Origin of the sequence: Exiguobacterium profundum (assembly GCF_001909285.1) — a bacterium.
GTDB lineage: Bacteria > Bacillota > Bacilli > Exiguobacteriales > Exiguobacteriaceae > Exiguobacterium > Exiguobacterium profundum.
Genome location: NZ_MRSV01000001.1, coordinates 1,060,153 through 1,082,576 on the forward strand (window position 1 = coordinate 1,060,153; position 22,424 = coordinate 1,082,576).

The 22,424-nt window shown below is 49.2% G+C and carries 16 protein-coding genes and 3 pseudogenes; 8 read left to right on the top strand and 11 right to left on the bottom strand.

All coding sequences use genetic code 11. The features are described from left to right. Positions 1-40 precede the first annotated feature (40 nt). Positions 41-2,452, top strand: a complete 2,412-nt coding sequence (locus tag BBB58_RS05560; RefSeq protein ID WP_143180227.1) for an immunoglobulin-like domain-containing protein — start codon at positions 41-43, stop codon at positions 2,450-2,452. Between the two features lie 39 nt (positions 2,453-2,491). Here the strand turns inward: BBB58_RS05560 and BBB58_RS05565 are convergent, their stop codons facing one another. After that, positions 2,492-2,785, bottom strand: coding sequence for a hypothetical protein (locus BBB58_RS05565; protein ID WP_074036045.1), 294 nt, complete (start codon positions 2,783-2,785; stop codon positions 2,492-2,494). A 185-nt stretch (positions 2,786-2,970) separates the two neighbouring features. On the opposite strand from BBB58_RS05565, the gene BBB58_RS05570 reads away from it, so the two are divergent. The 5 genes and pseudogenes from BBB58_RS05570 (at position 2,971) to BBB58_RS05585 (ending at position 7,081) form a co-directional block, all read left to right on the top strand. Continuing rightward, positions 2,971-3,480: a YdcF family protein gene (locus tag BBB58_RS05570; protein ID WP_074036046.1), complete on the top strand. Its 510-nt coding sequence runs from the start codon at positions 2,971-2,973 to the stop codon at positions 3,478-3,480. A gap of 102 nt (positions 3,481-3,582) precedes the next feature. Further along, positions 3,583-3,648: pseudogene (locus BBB58_RS15635) on the top strand (zinc-ribbon domain-containing protein); the annotation flags it as partial. Positions 3,649-3,669: 21 nt separating this feature from the next. Continuing rightward, a complete protein-coding gene (locus BBB58_RS05575; protein WP_084543044.1) occupies positions 3,670-4,950 on the top strand; it encodes a TcaA 3rd/4th domain-containing protein in 1,281 nt (426 codons plus the stop codon). An 11-nt stretch (positions 4,951-4,961) separates the two neighbouring features. After that, a complete protein-coding gene (locus tag BBB58_RS05580) occupies positions 4,962-5,387 on the top strand; it encodes a zinc ribbon domain-containing protein (RefSeq protein ID WP_074036048.1) in 426 nt (141 codons plus the stop codon). Next, positions 5,384-7,081 carry a zinc ribbon domain-containing protein gene (locus BBB58_RS05585; RefSeq protein WP_074036050.1) on the top strand — a complete coding sequence of 566 codons (1,698 nt, stop codon included), beginning with the start codon at positions 5,384-5,386 and terminating at the stop codon, positions 7,079-7,081. Before BBB58_RS05580 ends, BBB58_RS05585 begins: the two co-directional genes overlap by 4 nt. Before the next feature lie 39 nt (positions 7,082-7,120). Here BBB58_RS05585 and BBB58_RS05590 read toward each other — a convergent pair whose 3' ends face one another. The 4 genes and pseudogenes from BBB58_RS05590 to BBB58_RS05605 all read right to left on the bottom strand — a co-directional run bounded on the left by BBB58_RS05590 (position 7,121) and on the right by BBB58_RS05605 (position 11,461). Next, entirely contained in the window at positions 7,121-7,861 is a 741-nt protein-coding gene (locus BBB58_RS05590; protein ID WP_074036052.1) for a zinc ribbon domain-containing protein, read from the bottom strand. Positions 7,862-7,974: 113 nt separating this feature from the next. Then, positions 7,975-9,810, bottom strand: coding sequence for an acyltransferase family protein (locus tag BBB58_RS05595; protein WP_074036053.1), 1,836 nt, complete (start codon positions 9,808-9,810; stop codon positions 7,975-7,977). A 153-nt stretch (positions 9,811-9,963) separates the two neighbouring features. Continuing rightward, on the bottom strand, positions 9,964-11,148 hold the full coding sequence (chrA, locus tag BBB58_RS05600; protein WP_074036054.1) for a chromate efflux transporter: 1,185 nt from the start codon (positions 11,146-11,148) through the stop codon (positions 9,964-9,966). A gap of 4 nt (positions 11,149-11,152) precedes the next feature. Continuing rightward, a pseudogene (locus BBB58_RS05605) lies at positions 11,153-11,461 on the bottom strand (PadR family transcriptional regulator). A 200-nt stretch (positions 11,462-11,661) separates the two neighbouring features. On the opposite strand from BBB58_RS05605, the gene BBB58_RS05610 reads away from it, so the two are divergent. Further along, positions 11,662-14,346 carry an HD domain-containing phosphohydrolase gene (locus BBB58_RS05610; RefSeq protein WP_084543046.1) on the top strand — a complete coding sequence of 895 codons (2,685 nt, stop codon included), beginning with the start codon at positions 11,662-11,664 and terminating at the stop codon, positions 14,344-14,346. Between the two features lie 39 nt (positions 14,347-14,385). Here the strand turns inward: BBB58_RS05610 and BBB58_RS05615 are convergent, their stop codons facing one another. From BBB58_RS05615 to BBB58_RS15570, 3 genes and pseudogenes are all read right to left on the bottom strand, one after another. Continuing rightward, positions 14,386-15,486 carry an ABC transporter permease gene (locus tag BBB58_RS05615; RefSeq protein WP_074036055.1) on the bottom strand — a complete coding sequence of 367 codons (1,101 nt, stop codon included), beginning with the start codon at positions 15,484-15,486 and terminating at the stop codon, positions 14,386-14,388. Beyond that, positions 15,473-16,606: an ABC transporter permease gene (locus tag BBB58_RS05620; protein ID WP_074036057.1), complete on the bottom strand. Its 1,134-nt coding sequence runs from the start codon at positions 16,604-16,606 to the stop codon at positions 15,473-15,475. The genes BBB58_RS05615 and BBB58_RS05620 overlap by 14 nt, the downstream gene beginning before the upstream one ends. A gap of 10 nt (positions 16,607-16,616) precedes the next feature. Then, positions 16,617-17,549, bottom strand: a pseudogene (locus tag BBB58_RS15570) (ABC transporter ATP-binding protein). 144 nt (positions 17,550-17,693) lie between these two features. Between BBB58_RS15570 and BBB58_RS05630 the strand changes: the two are divergent. After that, positions 17,694-18,092, top strand: coding sequence for a hypothetical protein (locus tag BBB58_RS05630; RefSeq protein WP_074036059.1), 399 nt, complete (start codon positions 17,694-17,696; stop codon positions 18,090-18,092). A gap of 87 nt (positions 18,093-18,179) precedes the next feature. Here BBB58_RS05630 and BBB58_RS05635 read toward each other — a convergent pair whose 3' ends face one another. The 3 genes from BBB58_RS05635 to BBB58_RS05645 form a co-directional block, all read right to left on the bottom strand. Next, positions 18,180-19,079, bottom strand: a complete 900-nt coding sequence (locus tag BBB58_RS05635; RefSeq protein ID WP_074036061.1) for a CAP domain-containing protein — start codon at positions 19,077-19,079, stop codon at positions 18,180-18,182. A gap of 110 nt (positions 19,080-19,189) precedes the next feature. Continuing rightward, positions 19,190-20,404 (bottom strand): exo-beta-N-acetylmuramidase NamZ family protein, encoded by a 1,215-nt coding sequence (locus BBB58_RS05640; RefSeq protein ID WP_244150777.1) that lies wholly within the window; start codon positions 20,402-20,404, stop codon positions 19,190-19,192. Between the two features lie 201 nt (positions 20,405-20,605). Further along, on the bottom strand, positions 20,606-22,363 hold the full coding sequence (locus BBB58_RS05645; protein ID WP_074036064.1) for a C39 family peptidase: 1,758 nt from the start codon (positions 22,361-22,363) through the stop codon (positions 20,606-20,608). Positions 22,364-22,424: the final 61 nt, after the last annotated feature.

Sequence of the window (22,424 nt, forward strand, 5' to 3'; positions counted from 1 at the left end):
TTCAGTGAAATGGTCGAAAGTTAGTTTTCAAAAAGAGTACTTGAATCGAACTCAACGAATCGTTGGAAGCGTTCAGGGCACGAACAAGAAAGCGACCTGGTATGTGAGAGTGAAGAACTATCCGATCAAGGTTTCAACGCCAATCATTCGTGCGGTCGGAAAAGGTCAAAAGGTGAATTTGCCGACCAAATTAACTGCTTATTTTGCAAATGGTCAACGTTCCACTTATCCATTGGAGTGGGGCCCGGCGTACACAAGTAAGCTAGGAACTAGAATGGTCAGCTATAAAGCTCGTGGATTAAACTTATACTTCAGTGGAAAAGCGAAGCTTGTGGTGCGAGATGTTCAATTGACCCAACCCGTTTTTTCTTTTTTTATTAACAATGAACAGATTCAGGCCGTAGGTAAAATTCATTATCCGGCTCGAGGCGTACGTCACTACTTGATTGCTGAAAACAGAGAAACCAAAGTACAGTATAAAAAGTTGATTTATCCTGAACAAGATGGATCTTACAAAGTGGCATCTCTACCGCTCAAACCTGCATCCTATAATATGTATGTCCAGTCGGGCGTCAAGCGGACATCACCGGTGGTCGTTTCATTAAAAGGCGGACAGGTTCCGGGTGATTCGGAATCGGATATTCGCAATCTATTAAAAGGTCTATTATTGAATATCCAAGTGACGAATCCATTGTTGAATGACATCGTCTTCCCGCAAATTGACGGTGTGACATTCTCGATTGATTCAAACAAGTCGGCTTTGTCGAGTGCTGGTAAAGTGACGCGCGGAACGAATGATGAACTTGTAACGTTCACGATTCAAGCGAAACGTGGGGACATCACGGAATCAATCACCTACAATAACATTTTGATTCCGAAGCGCTCCCAGACGGACGAAGAAGAGCTCGACCTCTGGCTCAACAGCATTCAAATCGATAACCCGCTCACGAAGAATATCGAATTGCCGTCCTATCCGGGTGTCGTCTTCTCGATTGAATCGAGCAATCCATCAGTCGTCTCCACTTCTGGTGTCGTTACGAGAGGAAATCAAGACGTGTATGTCAATTTGACCGTACGGGCAACGAAGGGAGCGGTGACGCGTACGAAGTCCTTCCCGAATATCCTCGTACTGAAAAAAGATTCATCGGCGGACAGTATCATTGATGATTACTTGAATCGACTGGTCATCTCAAGCCCAGTGACTTCAAATATCACACTCCCACCTCTTGCTGGGGCGACTGTGACCTTGACGTCTTCGAATCCAGCGGTTATTACAAACAGTGGGATTGTCACACGAGGTACGACGGACCAATCCGTTTCGCTCGTCGTCACAGTGACAAAAGATGGGGTCACGAAAACGAAAATTTTCCTCGGTTTACTTGTACCGAAGAAAGAAGGCGGGGCTGAAGGGGTAGTAGATGACTACTTGGCAGCACTGTCGATTACAAGTCCACTCACATCGAACATTGTCCTACCGCCATTCACTGGTGGTACAACGACGCTGTCCTCATCGAATCCAGCGGTCGTCTCGAACAGTGGGGTTGTCACACGTGGCACGACGGATCAAACGGTGTCGATTACGGTCAATGCGACGAAGGACGGTGTGACGAAATCACGTACCTTCTCGAACTTGCTCGTACCAAAAGATGATGCGTTGTTGACAGCCGAGCTCGACGCGGCTTTAAATGCCATCAACCTTGGTAGTCTCATTAACCTGTCGACCAACATCTCACTTCCGTCCGCATCAAACGGAATCAATGTCAGTTGGTCCTCGAATCAACCGGGTGTCATCTCGAACACCGGGGTGATTCAACAAGATCCGACCGATGCGAAATCGTTCATCCTGACGGCTTCGGTCACAAAGAACGGATTGACTCGGACGAAGACGTTTAGTGGGTCGGTTGCAGCGAATGTTCAGTTGGTATTAGCAGACGATGTGACGAAAGTTAAGTCGTCATTCGGGACGCTGTATCCGGTATTTGATTTGTCGTTACCAACGAGCTTGAATGGTACTCCGCTCACATGGACCTCAAGTAACCCGGCGCTGATGACGAGTACGGGGGACGTTCGAGAAAATGATGTGGTCACGCCATTTACCTTGACCGTCAGCAATGCTAGTACAAATCAAATCATCAATATGTCCACACAAGATGTCGATACGGGGTTACTCGGTGGGTTGCTCGATTCGCTTGGAACCCTTTTGAATCCAGTTGTGAGCGCATTGACGGGTAATGCGCAAACAGCCACTCTGCCAACGCAGTATGGAGGTTTACTTGGAATCGGGGCGAAGAGCATCACGAATTGGGAGAGTTCACACCCGGATCTCGTGACGGTTCAAGGATCCAATGTTACCATCCAACGAGATGACCAAGAGCATATCGTTGTCTTACGAGCGAAATATGAAGGAATCGATCAACCGATTCCATTTATCGTCAAATTATCGAAACGATAACAAAGAACGGAGTCGCATGATGCGACTCCGTTCTTTTAGTCAATGTGTTGTGAAGCGAGCGGGTCCAATCGAAGAGACGAGACGTGTCGCTGCACGTAGGCAATCCAGCTGTCTCGTATAAACACGGCTCACATCAGAAAATGCAGAGGGGAGATGGTCTGAGTCGAGGGGACCTTGTCGCATATAAGGAGATTCCCCGGCGCCAAGCGGTGTCGGATGAATCACAAACTTATAGTGAGATGGGTCGAGCTCGACGACTTCGATTTCTGCAAACAATTGTGCATCACGTGTATACAAGAAGCGGGTGGATAACCATTTATCTGAATCTGTCATGGGTCACCAGTCCTCCCTCAAAAAGTCTTATCTCCTTTATATTAAAACATTTTATGGTTATTTGGTAATTTTATTTCATATATATCCCAAAACACTGACTATAATTTGTAAAAAGAATGGATTCGTGCAATCTTTCTCTTGATTAAGTATGGTTAAAAGAGAATGGACGAATATGAGGTGACAATATGAGAAAGAACGCGACTGGTACATACCGGTTCGTCATCATCCTTGGGGCGAAAGTGAATGGGACTCGACCGTCTCGCGCGCTCCAACATCGAATTGATGTAGCGGCCGCCTATGCGAAGGCACATCCTCATGTCGAACTGATCGCAACAGGTGGACAGGGACCAGATGAAGGGATGGCGGAGGCGCGTGTCATTGAACGAGAACTGATGGCGCAAGGAATCGATGCAACACGGATTCATGTGGAAGCGACATCGACGTCGACAATTGAGAACTTTGAGCATAGCCGCTCAATTTGGGACGGGGCGTCCGGTGTGACGATCGTGACGAATGATTTTCATGTGCCGCGCGCTCGTCTGATTGCGAGACTGTACTTTCAGCTCGAGAGTGATGCTTTGTATGCACCGACCCCACCGCTTGCGAAAGGGCGATATATGATTCGTGAAATGTTGGCGTATGTGAAGTTGTTGGGACGTTACGTATTTAATCGAACATGGACGAGGAAAGAGTAGATAATTCTACTCTTTTTCTTTTATTTTTATTGTAAATAAATAACGGTATACTTATATAAAATATGGTAAGATAACTCGTATTATGCTATAGAGAGGTGAATTATGAACTGTCCAAATTGTTCAAAAGAACTGAGTACCACGCAACAGTTCTGCCCAAATTGCGGCACGAAGGTGGAAACAACGGCTTCAATGGAAGAAGTGAAACCGACACCACCCGTTGAAACGAAGATTCCATCTTCCAAAAAACGAGTCGGAAAAGGCTTATTGATTACGGCATTATCTTTATTATTGATTGCAGGTGCGACATATTTTGGATTTTATCGATTCATGTATACCCCTGAAAAACAAATCGAACAGATTCGCAAAGCTATCACGAGTGAGGATGCCAAGGCACTCGCCCCGTTATTGCGACTCAAAGAAGCAGACGTGACAGAGGGACAGGCAACGGCCTTATTGACAGGATTGAGCCAAGCGGAATTGATGGAATCGACAGTGGACTATTTAGACCGTGCTAGTCGTTCCATCGGAGCATCGAATGAGGGACTTCCGCTTCGTTTACGGGAGATCGGCAAATCGTACGGTGTATTCAAGCGATATGGTCTTGAGTTGATTCCTCAGACGATGTATGTGTCGAGTAACTTTGATGCCATCACAGTGTCTTTGCCTGACCCATATGGGAAAGAAAAACTGGCTTCTGAAGGAGATCAAGTCGTCATTCGGGATGCGTTTCCTGGTATGGTCGAAGTCGCTGTGAAATACGATGGTCAATATGGACAAGATCAAGCGGTCAAAACGTTCAATAGTCTGGAGTCGTCCAATTCAGATGAACCGTTCATGGTCGCATTCAAAGGATTGAGTGTCGAGCTAGATCAAACCTACGAAGACGCTCCGTTGATTGTGAATGGGGAAGACTCAGGCAAAACGATTGGAGAATGGAAGACATACGGACCCGTTCCGAAACAAGGCGTAACGTTGAGTACTTATATTGACATGCCATGGGGGACGGTAGAATCCAAACAGGTTCTCGCTAAGCCGGGTAGTAAGCCGGTCAAGTTTGACCCGCAAGTGGATGCTGACACAATTGGGTTCACAGAGGACATCATCACGCGTCACGCCGAAGAATGGGTGAACTTCATGTATTACGAGGACTTGAGTGCATTGACGGTTGTCACGGATGAGGCTTACTTGGCCAAAAAAAAAAAAACTTATGACATCATGCAATCAGAAAACCAGGAATGGTATGGCTCGTTCGATGGGGTAGAAGTGATAAACCAAAAAACGAAACTTACGACATGGAATAAAAAGATGGCGATTGAGACGGAAGCGGTCATTGGTATTAACAGTCAATTTATGACGGATGGCGAAGAAGACGCGCCTCAACGTTTAGTGAAATCAAGGTTTCGCTATGTCATCGCCGAACCATATGATGATGGAACGTATCATATCGTAGAAGCGACATATTTAGAATAGGAGAGATGAACATGACAATGTGGCAACAACAGTCTGCGCTATTAGATACAGCGGAGAGTATCAAGGACTTACAGGCTCGAATGGAAAAAACAAAAAAGGCTCGGGGGCAATTGCTTCTTGAACTCGGACAACAGCAGTATCGTCAATTGATGCAGCAAGGACGTTCGGAAGAAGTGACGAAGATCATGGAACAGGATGTCCTCATCTATGAGGCGAGCCGGCGCATCCGAGATATGCAAGAAGCGCTTAAACCACATCGCTGTACATCGTGTGACGCATCGCTCGATAAGGATGCAAAATTCTGTGGTTCATGTGGTACACCGGTCCCGCAACCGGACGTCCGTCCGAAACAAGCATGCAATTCTTGTGGTTCCCCACAACCGCTTGATGCCTCGTATTGTGCATGCTGTGGAGGGAAGATGGAGGTGACTGCATGAGGTATTGTCACCAATGTGGTCATGCAAATGAGGACCACAATCAATATTGTGAACGGGACGGTGTCCAACTAGAAGGGACAGATACGTCGTATCGTTTTGACGTATCGACCGGTCAATTTTGTACGAGTTGTGGCAATGCTAGGGCAGCGCATGAATTATATTGTCATGCTTGCGGCCAAACGGCACTCGAACCGTCGACAAGTGTCAATCGGATGGAAGAGTCACTTCGTACGGTCGCCGCGACCGGGACACAAGTGATGTCACAATTGAGACGAGTGGCCGGAAAACGAGACGGCGCAATGAAGTTGTCCTTTTCAACTGAATCGCTCCGGTCATTACGTATCAATCAGACAGACGTGATACGCGGATCAGTGCTCGGTCTTGGATTTTTATTTGTTCTCCTGTTGATTGCAGGAAGTCTAGTCGCGATGCTACCGGCGGAGGCCATTCCGTCACTTGCCGATGAACTCGAAATTAACATTTCGTCGTTTAATGCAACGATGTTCCTCGCTTTTCTCATCGGTGCGAAAGTGTACTGGTCCGTCACGACAGAACAGGTGAATCAGTTTATCGCGAGTCTCGGTGCAGGGATTGGAGATTTCTTGCGAATCGAAGGGGCTGTGGATGCTCAATTTGGAAACTACTTTATGATGTATGGTGGAATATTCTTGATGATTGCCGTTGTGTATGTCTTGATTCGACAGACATCGACGTTGAGCGATGTGTTCAGTCGTATGGCGGGATTCATGGTGACGGTTCTCGTCGGGTATGGATTGATTTACGCCTTCGCTTTTCATCCACCACTCTTTGAAGTCGCATGGATCAAAACCATTGCGGCGACAACGTTGATGGTCCTCTTTGCTCTCGGGTTGGCTTATTTGATTACGATGCCGTTCCAGGGAGAGTGGAAGATTGCGCAACAAGGCGTTCGTGCGTTATTGACCGTCACACTCGTATCGACGTTCGTCGGTATTGGTTACTTTGGTCTTCAACTCAGTAAAATCGATGAGGGAGAACGCCTCGAGTTTGTCGACAGCGAAGAAATGCTGTATTTGACTGGACAAGCGGCGAGTATGAATTGGCAGACTATCGGACATGGAGGAGAGCAAGCACTCTCACTTCAATCTCCATTAGGTTCTTATGAAATTGGCATGTCGTTGTTTGGGGAGACCGCAAAAAAAAAAATTGAGAATTCAATTGAAACAGTAAGCGAAGGATTTGGTGGGGTAGAGGATGTCTTGTGGCAATCATTCTCCGATACCGAAGGACCGGCCAATTCAATTGGCAAGCCTGTCGATATGATCACCGTCTCACCGATGATTTTTGGGACGTTGACCGAAATGTATGAGGCGGATCTCGCAAATGATGAAACGCGTTCTGAAGCGTTGTACAAGGACGGTGTCTTCTCCTGGTTGCTGATATTATTAGTCTTGAATGTCGTGATTTATGCTATGTTCGCTAAGGGGCATGTTCACTCATGGCAGGCAGGAATCTGGTTTGTGGCTCCGGCACTCCTTGCATTCATCGTCTGGCAGTGGTTCTTGAATAACGGCATGTTCGTTGAGTTGAACGGGGTTCGGATTTTAGGCGTTGCCACGGACGGAATGAGTATCGCAGGAACGTTCATTGCGCTCGTCTTGATCACGATGGGGGCGCTCCTTGGTTGGGGAATGAAAAAATTGAATATCAACTAAGCGAAACAAGCACGGACAGCCTCCTGTCCGTGCTTGTTTTCAATATTCTTCTTCCCGTGATAATTCATTGGAACCAAGGTTTTGCACAATCTTCATGTCGCCATCCTCATACCGGACTGCATACGTCGTTTCGAATGTCGCTCTCACACTAGAGTCGTCTTCTTTGATGATACGGTACTCTTCATTCGTGGTGACGGTCGCGGTTTCATCATCTTCAATCGAGTCACGATCTTCACCGTTCACTTGAATAGAGATGACTTCTGTGTATATGTGGTCTTCTTTGATGCCTTTGACGAAGAGCGTGTTGTTCAAGTAATCTAATGTCTGTGACTGGAACGTTGATCCCTCAGCAAGGAATGTTTCGACTTCGGATGTATCCGTTGAATAAGTCGCACTGGTGAAAGCGTCTATAAAAGAATACATAAACCGATCGATTTCGTCATAGGAAACTGATTCATAGAACACACCCGTTTCTGCTTCGGTATCCGGGAGAGCGGCGTCCTCTTCGACTTCAGAAGCTTTTTCTGATTCTTCTTCCTCCGTCGAAGCAGAGAACGATTGTTGTATATCTTTTGCTGTCGTCGTCTCTTTTGAGGCGAGTGGTTCGTTCCATTCCGACCATAACCATACCCCTAATCCAATCACGGCCACAAGGGCGAGCGGGACGGTCCACTTCCAAAGGGGAAGTCGGGTCGATGACGTTTCGATTTTCGTGCCACATTGTGAACAGTGGGATTGCCCTCGCTTCAGAGTCGCTCCGCATGCTGTGCATTTATTCATAGTAATCACTCTTTCCATTTTTTAGTATTATTTTACCTCTTTCATAAGAGTTCTGAAATGAGGGATTATGTATTTGAGTCAATTAAAAACTAGGCTCTTGCACTCGCAAGAGCCTAGTTTGGTTGACAGCCGATTTCTTCGTTCAGTACGTGGCCAAACGCTTCGGCGCCCTTAATATTTAAATGGACCCCGTCACTTTCGAAGTACGCTTCCTTTCCGATTGAGCGTTCATGCCAATCGATGAGGGACACGTTCTCATGAAGCTCACTGGCCCGGGCGAGTTTTTTATTGACCTCACTCTCCCATGGACGCGGGACACGTGTGTTGATCAAATAGATTTCATCTGCTCGTTCGAACTGCTTGAGCAACGTCTCGAGTTGCTCCATTTTGAAGGCGCCGTTCGTTCCGAGATGGAGGAACACGACGTGACCTGGAGCATTATACGATTGGTACTGAGAGGCAACTGGAATCGCATCGCGAACTTGACGTCCGATTTGGGCGTCGATTTTCATGTTCGGGAAAGCATCTGCCAAATATTCGTTCAATCCGAGCATGACCGAGTCGCCAATCGCGAGAGCCGGTGGACATGTTCGTTCTTCTGGTTTTTCAGTTGGTGCTTTGTTTTCTTCTGTCGGTTGATCTTCAGACGGGACTTCCTCTGTCTCCTTGGATTCCGGTTCGTTCGGAACGTCCTTTGTCTCATCTTTTGGCATCGGTACTTTCACGACAGGAATTTCATCTTCGACCGGCTTCGACTCAGAGAACGCCAGGATGGTCAAATTCCCAACGAGAACGAGTGAGAGCGCGGTCGCACATGCCGTGGCGGCAAAGCGTGCGTTTGGGTGCGTCGGTGTTGAGACGAGCTGACGGAACGCTTGTTTGAATCCGTTTCGACGAATCGGTGTCTCGACGAAGCGATACGACAACTCGGCGATCAAGAGCGTCAACGCCACTTGCCCGACGGAAAGAAGTGGCGAGAACGTCCCGAGTCGATCGAGCGGTGTCGATAGAATGATGACCGGGTAGTGCCACAAGTAAATCCCATACGTCCGTGTACCGATCACGCGAAGCCAAACGCTTCCAAACAGTCGTGACCAAATGGTCGCCGGATGGGCGACAGCGGCAATCAATAGGGCGGATAGGAAAGAGACGAGCAAGAAACCTCCGTAATAGAGGAATGTATCGTAGGCGTTGACGTTACTGATGATCCCGACGATGACGATGAGCGAAACGGCGCCGGTCCAGTTCAAAATGTGGCGTCCAATATTCGGGATCGTTTCTTTAAACGTGTCCGGACGCCAACCGAAGGCGAGGACGGCTCCCATAAGCAGACCGAACAATCGCGTGTCGGTCCCGTAGTAGACGCGGCTCGGATCGGCTTCCGGGACATATCGGAACGCCATCCAGGCGGCGGAGACGAATAGAAGCGCGGCGAGCAGTTGAAGCAATCGCTTTCGGAACGCGAGACCGACGAGTAGGAGCAACGGCCAGAACGCATAAAACTGTTCTTCGATTGAGAGAGACCATAGATTTTGGAGCGGTGATGGCTTTCCGAAACTCTCGAAGTAGGAGACTTCGTGAAAGATATACCACCAGTTGTTCACATAGGCGAGTGCCGCCAGTGAATCTTGGCGCACCGTATCGAGCAAGGAGCGGTCAAACAGAGTCACATACGTCATCACGACCGACAGCATCAAGACGAGTGCCGGCAACAAACGACGGAAACGCGCGAGGTAGAACTTTTTCAAATCGATTGTGCCGGTCTTCGTCCATTCGCGAATCAAGATCCCGGTAATCAAGTAACCGGACAGGACGAAGAAGACATCGACACCGAGGAATCCCCCGGGTATGTAAGGTACATTTAAATGATATAAAATCACAGCCAAGACGGCGAACGTGCGCAAGCCGTCGAGACCAGGCATATACGTTGTATGTTTGAGTGGTTGCATGCCCCCACTTCCTTTCTAGTAAAGCGGACATTTCCCTTATTTTTGAATCCATTTTTCAGTATAACGAGCGTGGAGGAGGGAATGGTTTCAAAAGATTAACAATCAAATGACGTAAAAATCCAATAAAAAAAGGGACACGAGGTCCCTTGCACTTTACATCAGATTAATCAACGTCCCACCGAGTACCCCGGCGATGACGAGTGACCACGGTGGTAACTTCCAATAAGCAATCATCACGAACAGGAAGGCAGCGAACACGAAGTCGACCGCATCGTTGACGGTACTCGTGAAGATCGGGCTGTAGAATGCCGCAATCAAAATTCCGACCACTGCCGCGTTGACACCGATGAGGGCGCCGGCGACTTTCGGGTTGTGACGGAGCGCGTCCCAAAACGGAAGTGCCCCGAGGATGAGCAAGAAGGCCGGCAAGAAAATCGCGACCGTCGCAAGGATACCACCCGGCACACCGTTAATCACCGTTCCAAGATAAGAAGCGAACGTGAAAAGCGGACCAGGAACGGCCTGAGCGGCACCGTATCCTGCAAGGAAGGCTTCTTCACTCAAGAAACCAGCTGGTACAAGTTCTCGTTCTAGTAGTGGCAAGACCACATGTCCGCCGCCGAAGACGAGGGCACCGGCCCGGTAAAAGCTATCGAACAAGGCAATCGCCTGATTCTCAAACGTCTCCCGTAAAATCGGTAAGATGACGAGAAGTGCCCCAAAAATCGACAGCAGAACGGCCCCGAGACGTTTCGAAATCGGGAACGCACTCGATTTCGTATCGAGGCGGTCCGGCTTGAACATCAGGAATCCTGCGAGGGCCGCGAGGAGAATGAATAATACCTGACTGAACGTCGTTTGCCAGAGTAGGACGCCTGCCAAGGCAAAAAAGGCAATCGTTCGTGTCTTTGTATCAGGTGTCAATTTACTCGCCATCCCTAAGATGGCATGGGCGACGATAGCGACGGCGACGACTTTCAAGCCGTATAACCAGCCTGCATCGGAGACGTCGAGTCCGGATAACAATAAAGCGAATAGGATGAGGGCAACGACCGACGGCGTTGTGAAGCCGATGAATGAGGTGATCCCACCTAATATGCCACCGCGGACAATCCCGATCCCGATCCCGACCTGTGAACTCGCCGGTCCGGGCAAGAATTGGCATAAGGCGACGAGGTCGGCGTAAGCTTTCTCATCCATCCATTTGCGTCGTCTCACATATTCCTCGTGGAAGTAACCGAGGTGGGCGACCGGACCACCGAATGAGGTGAGACCGAGCCTCGTTGAAACGAATAAAATCTCTAGTAACGTCTTGAACGTCACACGTTGTGTCGTCATATCTTCACTCCTTAATTTCTTTGAATAACTCGTATGCCTTTTGACGGGCTTCCGCCAACACAGAAAGTCCTTTTTCGGTCGTCATTTAGTTTTTGCGAACGTGTCCATCGACCGTCTCGTTTTCACGAATCAAGAGCCCGTCTTTCTCCATCCCGTGCAAGATCGGATAGAGCGTCCCGGCGCTGATTTCGTACCCGTGCTCCCGAAGCTCATCGACCATCCATGCTCCGTACACGGGGTGTTCCGCGGCGTGGTGCAAAATATGGATGTGGATGAATCCGAGAAACAGTTTCCGCAAGACGCGGTCTTCCATACGTGTCATCTCCTTAATATCGAAATCCGATATCGATTTTCGAAATCAGTTTAACAAAAGATAGGAACCGGGACAAGGAAAGAGCATGCAGTTTACGAAAACTTTAAATGAAAAGATGGGAATGACTTCGGAAAAAATAGGGAATCTATCACAAATGAGGTAGAATAGGTAGAGATTTTATTTGCTGAGGAGGAAGTGACGTGACAAACCCCATTCATTCTTCATACGATACATTGTTGCGTTATATGCCCCAAGGCTACGTCGAGTTTAAAGTGATTTACGACGACGCTTCGGAGCCGATTGACTATGAATTCTTTGAAGTGAATCCTGCCTTTGAGAAAATCATGAAAGGGAAGCGAAAACACTTCATCGGAAAAAAAGTGTCAAGCGCCCTAAAAGACTTTGAATATAGTGAGCGGGAATGGATGATTCAAGTGGCACACGTCGTCAGTGATGGCGGCACGGTAACGTTTGAACACTATTCTCGCCGTAATAAATGTTGGTTCGAGATGTCCGTGTTTAGTCAACGAACGGGGTTTGTGTCCGTCATGTTTCACGACATCACGCCACACGTCCAAGAGAACAATGCGTTAAAACAGCTCGTCAACGTATCGCATCGCTTCGTCTCGACGGGTAGTGACTTGTTAATGAATCAACAATTTCTTGACCAAATCCGTGACTTCACCGGAGCGAAGGCGGTCGCTCTCAATTTGATGGATGCGGATGGCGAATCGTATACGACAGTGGCATTATCAGGAATCGATGAAATGTTAGAGAGAAGCCTCGACATCCTTGGATTTCATCCAGTCGGGAAGAAGTGGCCAATGACGGACCAACGACGCGACCTGTTCAAACAATCAAATCCTCGTGTCTTTGATGGGATTGGTCCACTTATTGATGGTGCGCTTCCAACACGTCTCGTCAAAAATCTACTTCGAATTTTCTCGCTTGGAGAAGTCGTTCTCTTCAAAATCGAGAAAGACGGTATTTTATACGGAGACTTGACGATTGTGATGGAAAAAGGGAAGGTCGCCAATCGGCTAGGGCTCGTAGAGTTATATCTCGTCCACGTCCTTGAGCAATTGACGAAAGCCGATCATCAAATCGGAGAGAAGAAAAAATCGATGTTTGGTGGATTCGCGACCCTCGACTTGGAGTGCATCATGGCCTTCAACACACGACAAGTGCTCCATTTGAACGATGCATGGGAACGAATTTTAGGGTTTTCACTTGATGAGCTGGAGAATATCGACTTTCTTAGTCTAGTTCACCCGGATGATGATACCATCACGGAAGCGGCGTTTATGGAACTTGAGGAACGTGGTGAGTTGTTCCGCTTCATCAACCGTTTCCGGACGATCGACGATACGTATCGATCGATCGAGTGGCATTGCAAACTTCAAGGGAATTATATTTATGCGGTCGCGAAAGACGTGACGGACCGAGTTCAGTTAGAAGAAAAGTTGGCAGACCGAGATCGGCTTTTGACGAAATTGTCCGATCAAATCCCGGGTGCCATCTATCAATTCGAATTATTGCCTGATGGAAGTTTCAACTTCCCATTCTTTAGCCGAGGCTTTGAAGATATGCTGGGGATTTCGGCAGAAGAGGTACAGACGGACGCGAGTCTTGTCTTCCGACGGATGCACCCGGATGATTATCCGCTTGTCATGCAGTCGATTGATGAGTCCTATCGCAACTTGACGATTTGGGATGCTGAGTTTCGCGTCTTGACCGAGGACGGACGAACCGTCTGGATTTTAGGATCATCCCGTCCGGAAAAGATAGCGGATGGTCACGTGTTGTGGCACGGTTATATCGGAGATGTCACGGAGAAGAAAACATATGAGAAAGAGATTGAGTATCTCAGTTACCACGATCAATTGACGGGCATTAAAAACCGGCGTTACTTTGAAGAGGCGTTGGAGCGCTATGATGATGACCACTTTTATCCGCTCACACTCATCGTCATCGATATCAACGGGTTGAAGCTCACGAACGATGCGTTCGGACACTTGGTCGGAGACCAGCTGCTCGTCGAAGCGGCGAATATTTTGCGAAATGAATTGCGCGCGAAAGATGAAGTGGCACGAGTCGGAGGCGATGAGTTCGTCGTGATCTCTCCGAATACGACGCTCGATGAGGCGAAACAGCTGTCGGATCGTCTCGGTCGTCTCTTCCACGAGCAGACGGTTGAAGGATTACCGATTTCCGCATCATTCGGTGAAGCGGTCAAACATGACTCGAATGTCGAATTGACCGAGGTGTTCAATTTAGCGGAAGATCGGATGTATCACCACAAGGTTTCTGAAAAGCAGAGTCGACGCCACCATTCCATTCAAATCATCATGCGCACGCTGTATGAGAAGATTCCACGAGAAGAAGCGCATTCTCAACGAGTCGCCAATTTAGCGGGGCAACTGGCAGAAGCGATGGGCTTCACGAATGCCGAAGTGAATGAGATTCGAACGGCCGCTATTCTCCATGACATAGGAAAAGTGGCAATCAGCAACGATATTTTGGATAAACCGGGCGCGCTGACCGAATCGGAATGGTATGAAATCAAACGCCACCCGGAAATCAGTTACAATATTTTAAGTACCGTACCCGAATATGTCGCCTTATCGGAAATTGTCTTGGCGCACCATGAACGATGGGACGGGAAAGGCTATCCGAAAGGGCTACAAGATTTTGAGATCCCTCTTGCTTCACGAATCATCGCAATTGCGGATACGTTCGATGTCATGGTGACGGGGCGACCGTATCGACAGGCGAAGACGATTGACGAGGCACTCGCCATCATCTCACAAGAGGCGGGCAAACAGTTTGACCCATCTCTCGTCGACGTCTTCTTTGAAAAAGTCGTACCGACACTTCAACAATAAAAAGCGAGTCCTCCTGAATATGGGGGACTCGCTTTTGTATTAGACGGTCAGGGGTCGTTTCTTCAACACGAGGATGGTGAGGAGGAAGACGACTCCGGTCATGCCAATCATGACAAGGATGGAGAGATACGGGAATTGTCCCTCATACATCGTGATGACACCGTTATTCAACCAATAGGTCGGCAGGAAACGACCGACAAGTTTCAATGAATCCGGCAACCAGAGCAGGCTGATGAACGCCCCGCCGGTGATGGCGGATGCCATCGTGACCGAGATTTGAAAGATGTTCGCCTTCTCCCGATTCGTCGCAAACACGGCGATGAGGCCACCGAGGGCTAGACAGACGAGCAGATAGGAAGAAAACAAGGCGAACACGGTCGGGAGATGTGTCCATACATCCTGACCGTATAAAGCGAGGCTCACGCCAATCAACAGCATCACGTAGATGAAGCCGACGAGATAAAAGGCTAGTAGCAGGGAGGCGAAGTAACGCCTTGGTGTCACCGGTGAGGCGAACAACCGCGCATAGATCTTCTCGTCCCGATCATCCGCGACAAACATAGGAATGAACTGGAGAAAGGTCGACATCATGATGAACGACAACAGACCGAAGAAGGCCTGTGTTCGGGCGGTCGTGGCGACACTTTCCTGGAACGGTTCACTTGAAAGTGTGTAACCGTTCGACGTCTCTTTTGACGCAAGCTGTTCGAACGTCGCTTTATCGTAGCCGCTCGCTTCGAGCAGTTGGCGTTCGCGGGACAGATGACCGTTCAGTGCCTGCTCGATCAACGAGGCATCACTCCCGGCGATTGCAGAGAAGGAAGGGCGAGGCATCTCTCCTGTGAACGCCTGTTTCGTGAAGTCATCAGGAATGATGAGGACGATATCTTCTCCTTCTAACAAGACATCATCCGTGTTCGACTCGAGTAACGTGACCCGACCAAACCGTTCGGCCTCGTCAATGAGGCGTTCGGCGAGAAGTCCACCGTCCCGGTCGACAATCCCGATGGATGCGTTCAAACTGGACGTTCCACCGACGAAGGAGAGGATGAGCGCGAAACCGAACATCGACACGAAGGTGAACACCCACAGCCCTTTCTTTCGAAGCATCCGTTTGGCCACATGTCTAATGAGAACCATGACGCTTCACCCCTTTCGAGAGAATGTAGCTGAATGCAATCAAGATGAGGAGATGAATCCCGAGCAATCCGAGACTTTGCCAATACAGATTCATGTCACCTTCACGTAGGAGGACGGCTAGCATCCCGTCCCGCATGAAAATCGGCATGAACACGTAGGCAGCCCACGGCGCATAGTTCAGCGTCACTTGGTCAAAACCGGGGACATAGCCACCGGATAAGATCATGAGGATGGCGACGAAGCCGTTGACGATCGCATCCTTTGTCGTCGCGCTCAACTTCGGCAAGTTGACAATCAGAAATCCGATGGCGACCCCGTACGCGGTCAAGGCGAGCCAAGACAGAATCAGATAGCCGAACTGTACGTTCGCCAAGTCGAATGTGCGATAGACGAAATGGCTGAACCAAAACAAGAGGATGAGCTGCAACAAGATGATGACGTAGCGACTGAACGTCCGCGCAAGTCGATATTGAACCGTTCGGACTGGGGCCGCTTGGATGCGTAAGTAACTGCCTGTATTCGGTTGCTCTTCTCGTGCCATCGATGTGATATAAAACGACCCGAACAATGCTGTCATGATTGAAATCGTGACGGTGAAATACTCGAGCGAGGTCGGGGTACGTCCTGCCAAGTCGACACTTTCCGTATCGAGCCAAGCCTCATTCACATATGGGGCCGACACGCCTGCTTCCGCGAGCGTAATCTGTTGATTGGCGACGGCTGTATACTGACCGAGGATGGCATCGAGGACGTCGAACTCGACCGTCGTCGGTTCCTCATAGAAGAGTGTGATGTCAGGTCCATCGAGTTGCAAGATGACATCGGCATCGCCATCGTTCACACCTTGTTCGGCAGATTGGAGGTCAACGTATGGGACAAGTCGGATGAAGGCTTGAATGTCTTCCTCATTTAAAAAAGCCTCGAGCGGTGCTCGATACTGGTCGGTCGACGATTCGACGTAGGCGATGTTCGTGACCGGAAGTTTGAACGTGTCACTGAAGACGGCCGACAGCATCGTCCCGAGTCCGAAAATGAGGATGAGCGGAAAGATGAGCATCCAAAAGAGAGTGGCACGATCACGAAGCCGCTGTTTCACATCATATTTGATGAAAGTCCACATGACGTCCCTCCTATTCCCGGAGCGTCTTCCCCGTCAATGCCAAAAAGACGGTATTGAGGGAAGGGCGGTCGACCGTGATGGCGGTGAAGTGGACGCGTTCTTGATGGAGCGTCTCAAGGAGCGGGGCAAGCGGCGTGTCTTTGTCTAACGACACCTCGATATACGGTTCTTCATACTCTACTTTTTGAACGTGTTTGAGTGCATCGAGACGTTCGAGCAAATTTGGTGTGAGCGCATCGACTTTGATCCGGGCCGTCTCGAGTGTCATGATACGGTCTTTCAATTCGTCCTGCGTGCCTTCTGCGATGATCCTTCCTTCATCAACGATGGCGATTCGGTCGCAGAGGAGTTCGACTTCTTCCATGTAATGAGATGTATAGATGATGGTGGCACCGCGGCGATTCAGTTCGCGGATGTTCTCTAAAATGGTATTTCGCGACTGCGGGTCGATGGCGACGGTCGGTTCATCCATGAAAATGAGTTCGGGTTCATGGACGATGCCACAAGCGATATTGAGGCGACGGAGGAGACCGCCGGACAGTTCGGGCGGACGTTTCTTTTGATGGGCATCGAGTTCGACGAAGTGGAGCGCGGCCTCGGTCTTTTGTTTCGCTTCTTTCGGACTGAATCCATACAGCTAAGCAAAAAATTGGATGTTCTCATAGACGGTCAGCTGGTCATAGACGGAGACGTGTTGCGGCACGATCCCGACGCGGCGTTTGATGGCCAGTTCGTCTTTTGGTATCGCTTTTCCAAAAATGTGAATCGAACCGGAGTCCGCCTCGTACAGATTCAACATGACCGAAATGGCGGTCGTCTTCCCGGCACCATTCGGTCCGAGCAACCCGAAGAGTTCGCCTTCTTCCACTTTCAGAGTGAGGTCGTTCAAGGCAATCGTATCCCCGAACCGTTTCGTGACATGGTCGAGCGAGATAATGGACATCGTGATACTCCTTTCTCATGTGAAATGTTTCTCGTTCTAAACAAAGGTGTTCGAGGATTGTCACGAATTTACCTGTCCGGAACACTTGAAATGTGCAATAATCTAATTATTCAGATAATTATAGTGTTGAAATGAGGGATTTGGATGAAAGGATGGCAATTCAACAAACAAGAGGGGGCATTGTTCCCGGACGAAATCGTGCTTTCTGCGTTTTGTACAGTCGAACCGAAACGAATGGATTCGACACTCCCGTTCTATTATGATGAGTCGATTTTTCGTTTTTTTTATAAGCATGGGGAGACGTTCTACTTTAAAATATCACCGAGCTATCACGAGTTTGAAATCAATATCAAAGGTGGGGACGGGGAGCTCGTATATTATCAACTGCTCCGCACCGTCAGCAAGGTCGAGATTTTAGAAGACCGGCGAGACCACGCAGAGTTATTGATCGTCCTAGCTGAAGATCGAAAGCGGACCGTGACGTCAATCGAATTGACCGTCCGACCGCGTTTTCGTGTGCTCGTGAAAGAGCATGAGATATAAGAAGTGCGTAAGGCTCGAGAGCGGATGCGAATCCGCTTTTTTAATTGGCGAAAAAAAGACAGCCACGACGTGACTGTCCTTCGGCGGTTATTTCGTCAAAAAGATTTGAACATGGATGGTCGACCCTTGGGCATCGGTCGCTTTGCCAATCCCGAGGTGCGTATAATTCGCATTCAAGATATTCGCGCGATGACCGCTGCTGTTCATCCACGCATCGACCGCTCGGACTGGGTCGCTCGATCCTTTATAGATGTTCTCCCCCCAGCCCCGATACGAGACGCCGTAAGCGTCTAACGTGTCCCCGGGTGTACCGTTCTCCTTGAGCGTGTGCGAGAATTGACCCGTACGCGCCATCTCATCGGCACGGACTTGGGCGACACGGTTCGCCTCACTCGAAGCGGCGAGAAGAGAGAGACCGGCAGCCTTCCGTTCTTTGTTTGTCTCAGTCAACACGTTGACGGGCGACGTGAAACTGACATGATTGGCGAGGATGTACCCAGTGTATGAACCGTAGCGCACCTTGTACCATCGTGATGTGCCGGTATAGCGATATGACACGGTCTCAAGTTCTGTACCCTGCCGGACGAACTTGACGTTCGAAGAGGTCGTGAGCGGACGTGACTTTAAATAAATGCTCGACGGCTTGACGTACGTCGGTTTCGTGAACTTCACCTCAGCAGTGGACAAACGGACATACTTGGCGGGCAGGTAAGCGTAGCCGCTGCCCCATTGAATCTTATACCAGCGCACACCGTCCAATTGGAACGAAGTCCGGACACGCATCGAACCGTCTCGTGGGATGAGTGCAAGTCGTTTCGCACTCAAAGAAGGCGACTGCCGAACGTTGAGTTGACTGATGTTGGTCACGTAACCGGTCGTGTTGATCGACGTCTCATAATAGGCTTGGACGCGGTCGGTAGAGAAGGGCGACCCGATCACACCGAGTGTCAGAATGATGGTGAGTAGTAGAGAGATATGCTTCTTCAATGGAATCGACTCCTTTTGTGGGACTCCCTATATTCTATATCGTTTGGGTGATTTTTGGTTTTACCTTTTCATTACAAAAAGGATGGACTCTTCGTGAGCCCATCCTCGTTTCATTTATACATTAAATACTCTTTCCGAATTGGGAGAAACGCGTCCCGCTCGTCCTCGATTTTCGTCAGGATGTCTTCAAGCGGAGCTCCTTCGAGAATCATATCTTTCACGTAGGCGTTTCCTGTCAATTTCGTGATGAAGTCATTCGCTAAAAACTCGAAGTCGTCCGGATACATGCTGTGAGCCGTTTGAATCATCGCAATCCCAGTTCTTGTCGATTCGAATCGAGCTGGATCAGTGACATAGACCTCAACCCCGTGCGTCAGTTTGCCCGCGTGTTTTGAGAACGTCGGCGTGAACGAGGCAGCCCGGAAAGCGACACCTGGCAAGTCGAGCCCGTTCAGCTCATTCGCATATTCATGCGCTTTTATATACGGCGCGCCGATCAGCTGAAACGGTTTCGTCGTCCCGCGCCCCTCGGATAAGTTCGTTCCTTCAAACAATCCGGTCGCAGGGTAAACATTGACCGTGTCGGTCGTCGGCATGTTCGGGGACGGCATGACGAACGGGAGTCCCGTGTCCTCATACATCATCGAACGCTTCCAACCTTTCATTTTTACGACTTCAAGGTCGGCTTGAATCTGATACTCGGTGTTGAACAGTCGCGCGAGTTCACCGACGGTCATCCCATGTTTTAGTGGAATCGGATAGAGACCGATGAAACTGGAGTAATCCGGGTCGAGCACCGGACCGTCAACGCGAAGCCCGCCTTGCGGGTTCGGACGGTCGAGGACGACAAACGGAATCCCGTTCTCGGCAGCGGCTTCCATCGCATACGCCATCGTATAGATATACGTATAGTAGCGTGTCCCGACGTCTTGGATGTCAAAGACGAGCACGTCGACATCTTGTAGCATCTCAGGAGTCGGTTTCTTCGTGGCACCATATAGGCTATATACAGGCAACCCCGTCACGTCATCGATGTAGGAACTGACCGTCGATCCGGCTTGGGCATCTCCCCGAACGCCATGCTCTGGTCCGTACAATGCCGTCAACTCGAAGTCATCGGACTGGTCAAATAGGTCGACGATGCTCGTTCTCTCCGCGTTGATCCCGGTCGGATTCGTGATTAGTCCGACCCGTTTTCCTTTCAAGATTTCCGGGTTTTCCATCAACCGGTCGACCCCGAGTTCGACCTTTGGTTTTTTCGGTTCAGATTTCGCATCGGCATCCAACCAGACGATGGAAGTCGTGAGAATCGTCAACGCAGCCATACCACCCAACCACTTTTTCATCAGAAACTCCTCCTTCGATTCATGTAAGCGCTTCAATTTCTTAACAGGAGTGTACCATTCAGAAATTTAATTTCAATATTTAATCATAAAAATAGGAATTTATATTTCTTAATTTCGTACTTTTCTCCTAATCGAACATAAAAAAACGTGTCCTTCGATGAAAGACACGTTCCTATTTACTCATCTGACCGCGAGCGCTTTCCATCCCGTCGCGCTCATGACGGCGCTCACTTTTGACTTAGGGATGACCAAGCGACCGCGATATGGGTCGTTGATATACAAGTTTGACTTGTCATAGCCGGTTGCCAACATGACATGATAGTTGACGTAGCCGGTGAACTTCTTGTTCGAAGCGGTATACCAGTTGAAGTAGCCGTATGGTTTGTTGAAGTCGACACTCGCCCAGACGATGACCGGGTTGCCCATCGACAGTTCGCGTTCGATTGAGCCGAGCCCTTGATTGGACAAGTCTTTCACCGGACGATACTTACTGGCGAATTCAATCATGCCTTTTGGATAAATCCCATAGTTCTTATATTTTCCGAGCGTCCCTTTCGGATCTCCTGTGAACATGACGTTCGGGTCGACCCAGCGATAGAGACGGTTCTCATAGCGAGCGTTCCACATACTCTTTGGCATCTCGTTATATAAGGTCGAGGCGCTGACGGCACGCCCTTTTTCTTCAAGTGCCATTTTGAGAGAGAAGAACTCGCAGCCTGACGGATACCCCATCGGGAACTGACGATAGAGCGGGACGCTCATCTTATAGACGGACAGTGCCTGAGAATAGGCACCACGCGCATCGAATGAGGCGTTTCCGACACGACGGTTTTGATACATCTTTCCGTATGTATCAAAGTAATACCACTTGCCGTCGATGGCTTGCCAATCCGTCTTTTTCGTCAAGGTTTGAGCATAATATTCGTACTGGGTCGTATATTTCCATCCTTTCTCCGGCACACCGGTCGAATGGAAATGATACGTCTTTCCATCTAATCGGAATTTCCCTTTCAAGCGGTATCCGTAAGTCGGGTGGAATCCGACCTTCTTCCCATCGACCGTTTGAAATCCGTACTCACGACGTCCATATGGATCGAATGAATAGACGCGTGCATTCAATGTGTGGACACCTTCTAGTCGGTAGCCATAGGTCGGATGGAAGCCGTACATAACACCATTTACCTGTTGAAGGCCATACTTACGATCGCCGTATTTTCCGAACAGGTAGTGACTATTGTTAATCCGATGCAACCCTTCGAGGCGATACCCATAGTAGGGATGAAATCCATACACTTTTTCACCGATTCGGGTGAGACCTTGTCGACGTACCCCGTCAGTCCCGAAATAATAGCGTCGTGTGCCGATCGTCTGCCATCCGGTCGCCATCTTTCCTTGCTCCATCAAATAATATTTCTTGCCGTCAATCGTGTACATGCCTGTACGAATGGTGCCGTCTGGGAAGAAATAATGTTTGGCGTCACCAAACTGTTGCCATCCCGAGAGTCGGACCCCGTCCTCGTTGAAGTAATATCGTTTGCCTTCGATTGTCTGGAAGCCGGTGACGGCTTGACCGGTTTCGTCGTAATAATAGACGAGACCATCGCGTTCTTGCCATCCGGTGAGTAGCTTCCCGTTCTCGTCAAATGTGTATGTCGTGCCGTCGACCGCATGGGGACCCGTGATGAGTCGACCGTCTGTCTCAAAATAATATGTAGCACCTTCGATTTCCTGCCAACCTGTGAGGAGGGTACCATCTTCATTCAGATAGTACGTATGACCCTCGATTACTTGCCACCCTGTCAACACCGTCCCGTCACTCGATGTATAGACGATGCCATCCTCCGTCTGTTGGAATGAACCCTCAGCGGACGCGAACTGTGGACTCGTCCACACTGCACCGATTAACAGACCGATGCCGACCCTTCTTTTCCATGTCATTCATGTGACCTCCTCTGTATGCATACAGAAGAGATACCCATATTTATCCAAGATGAAGCTG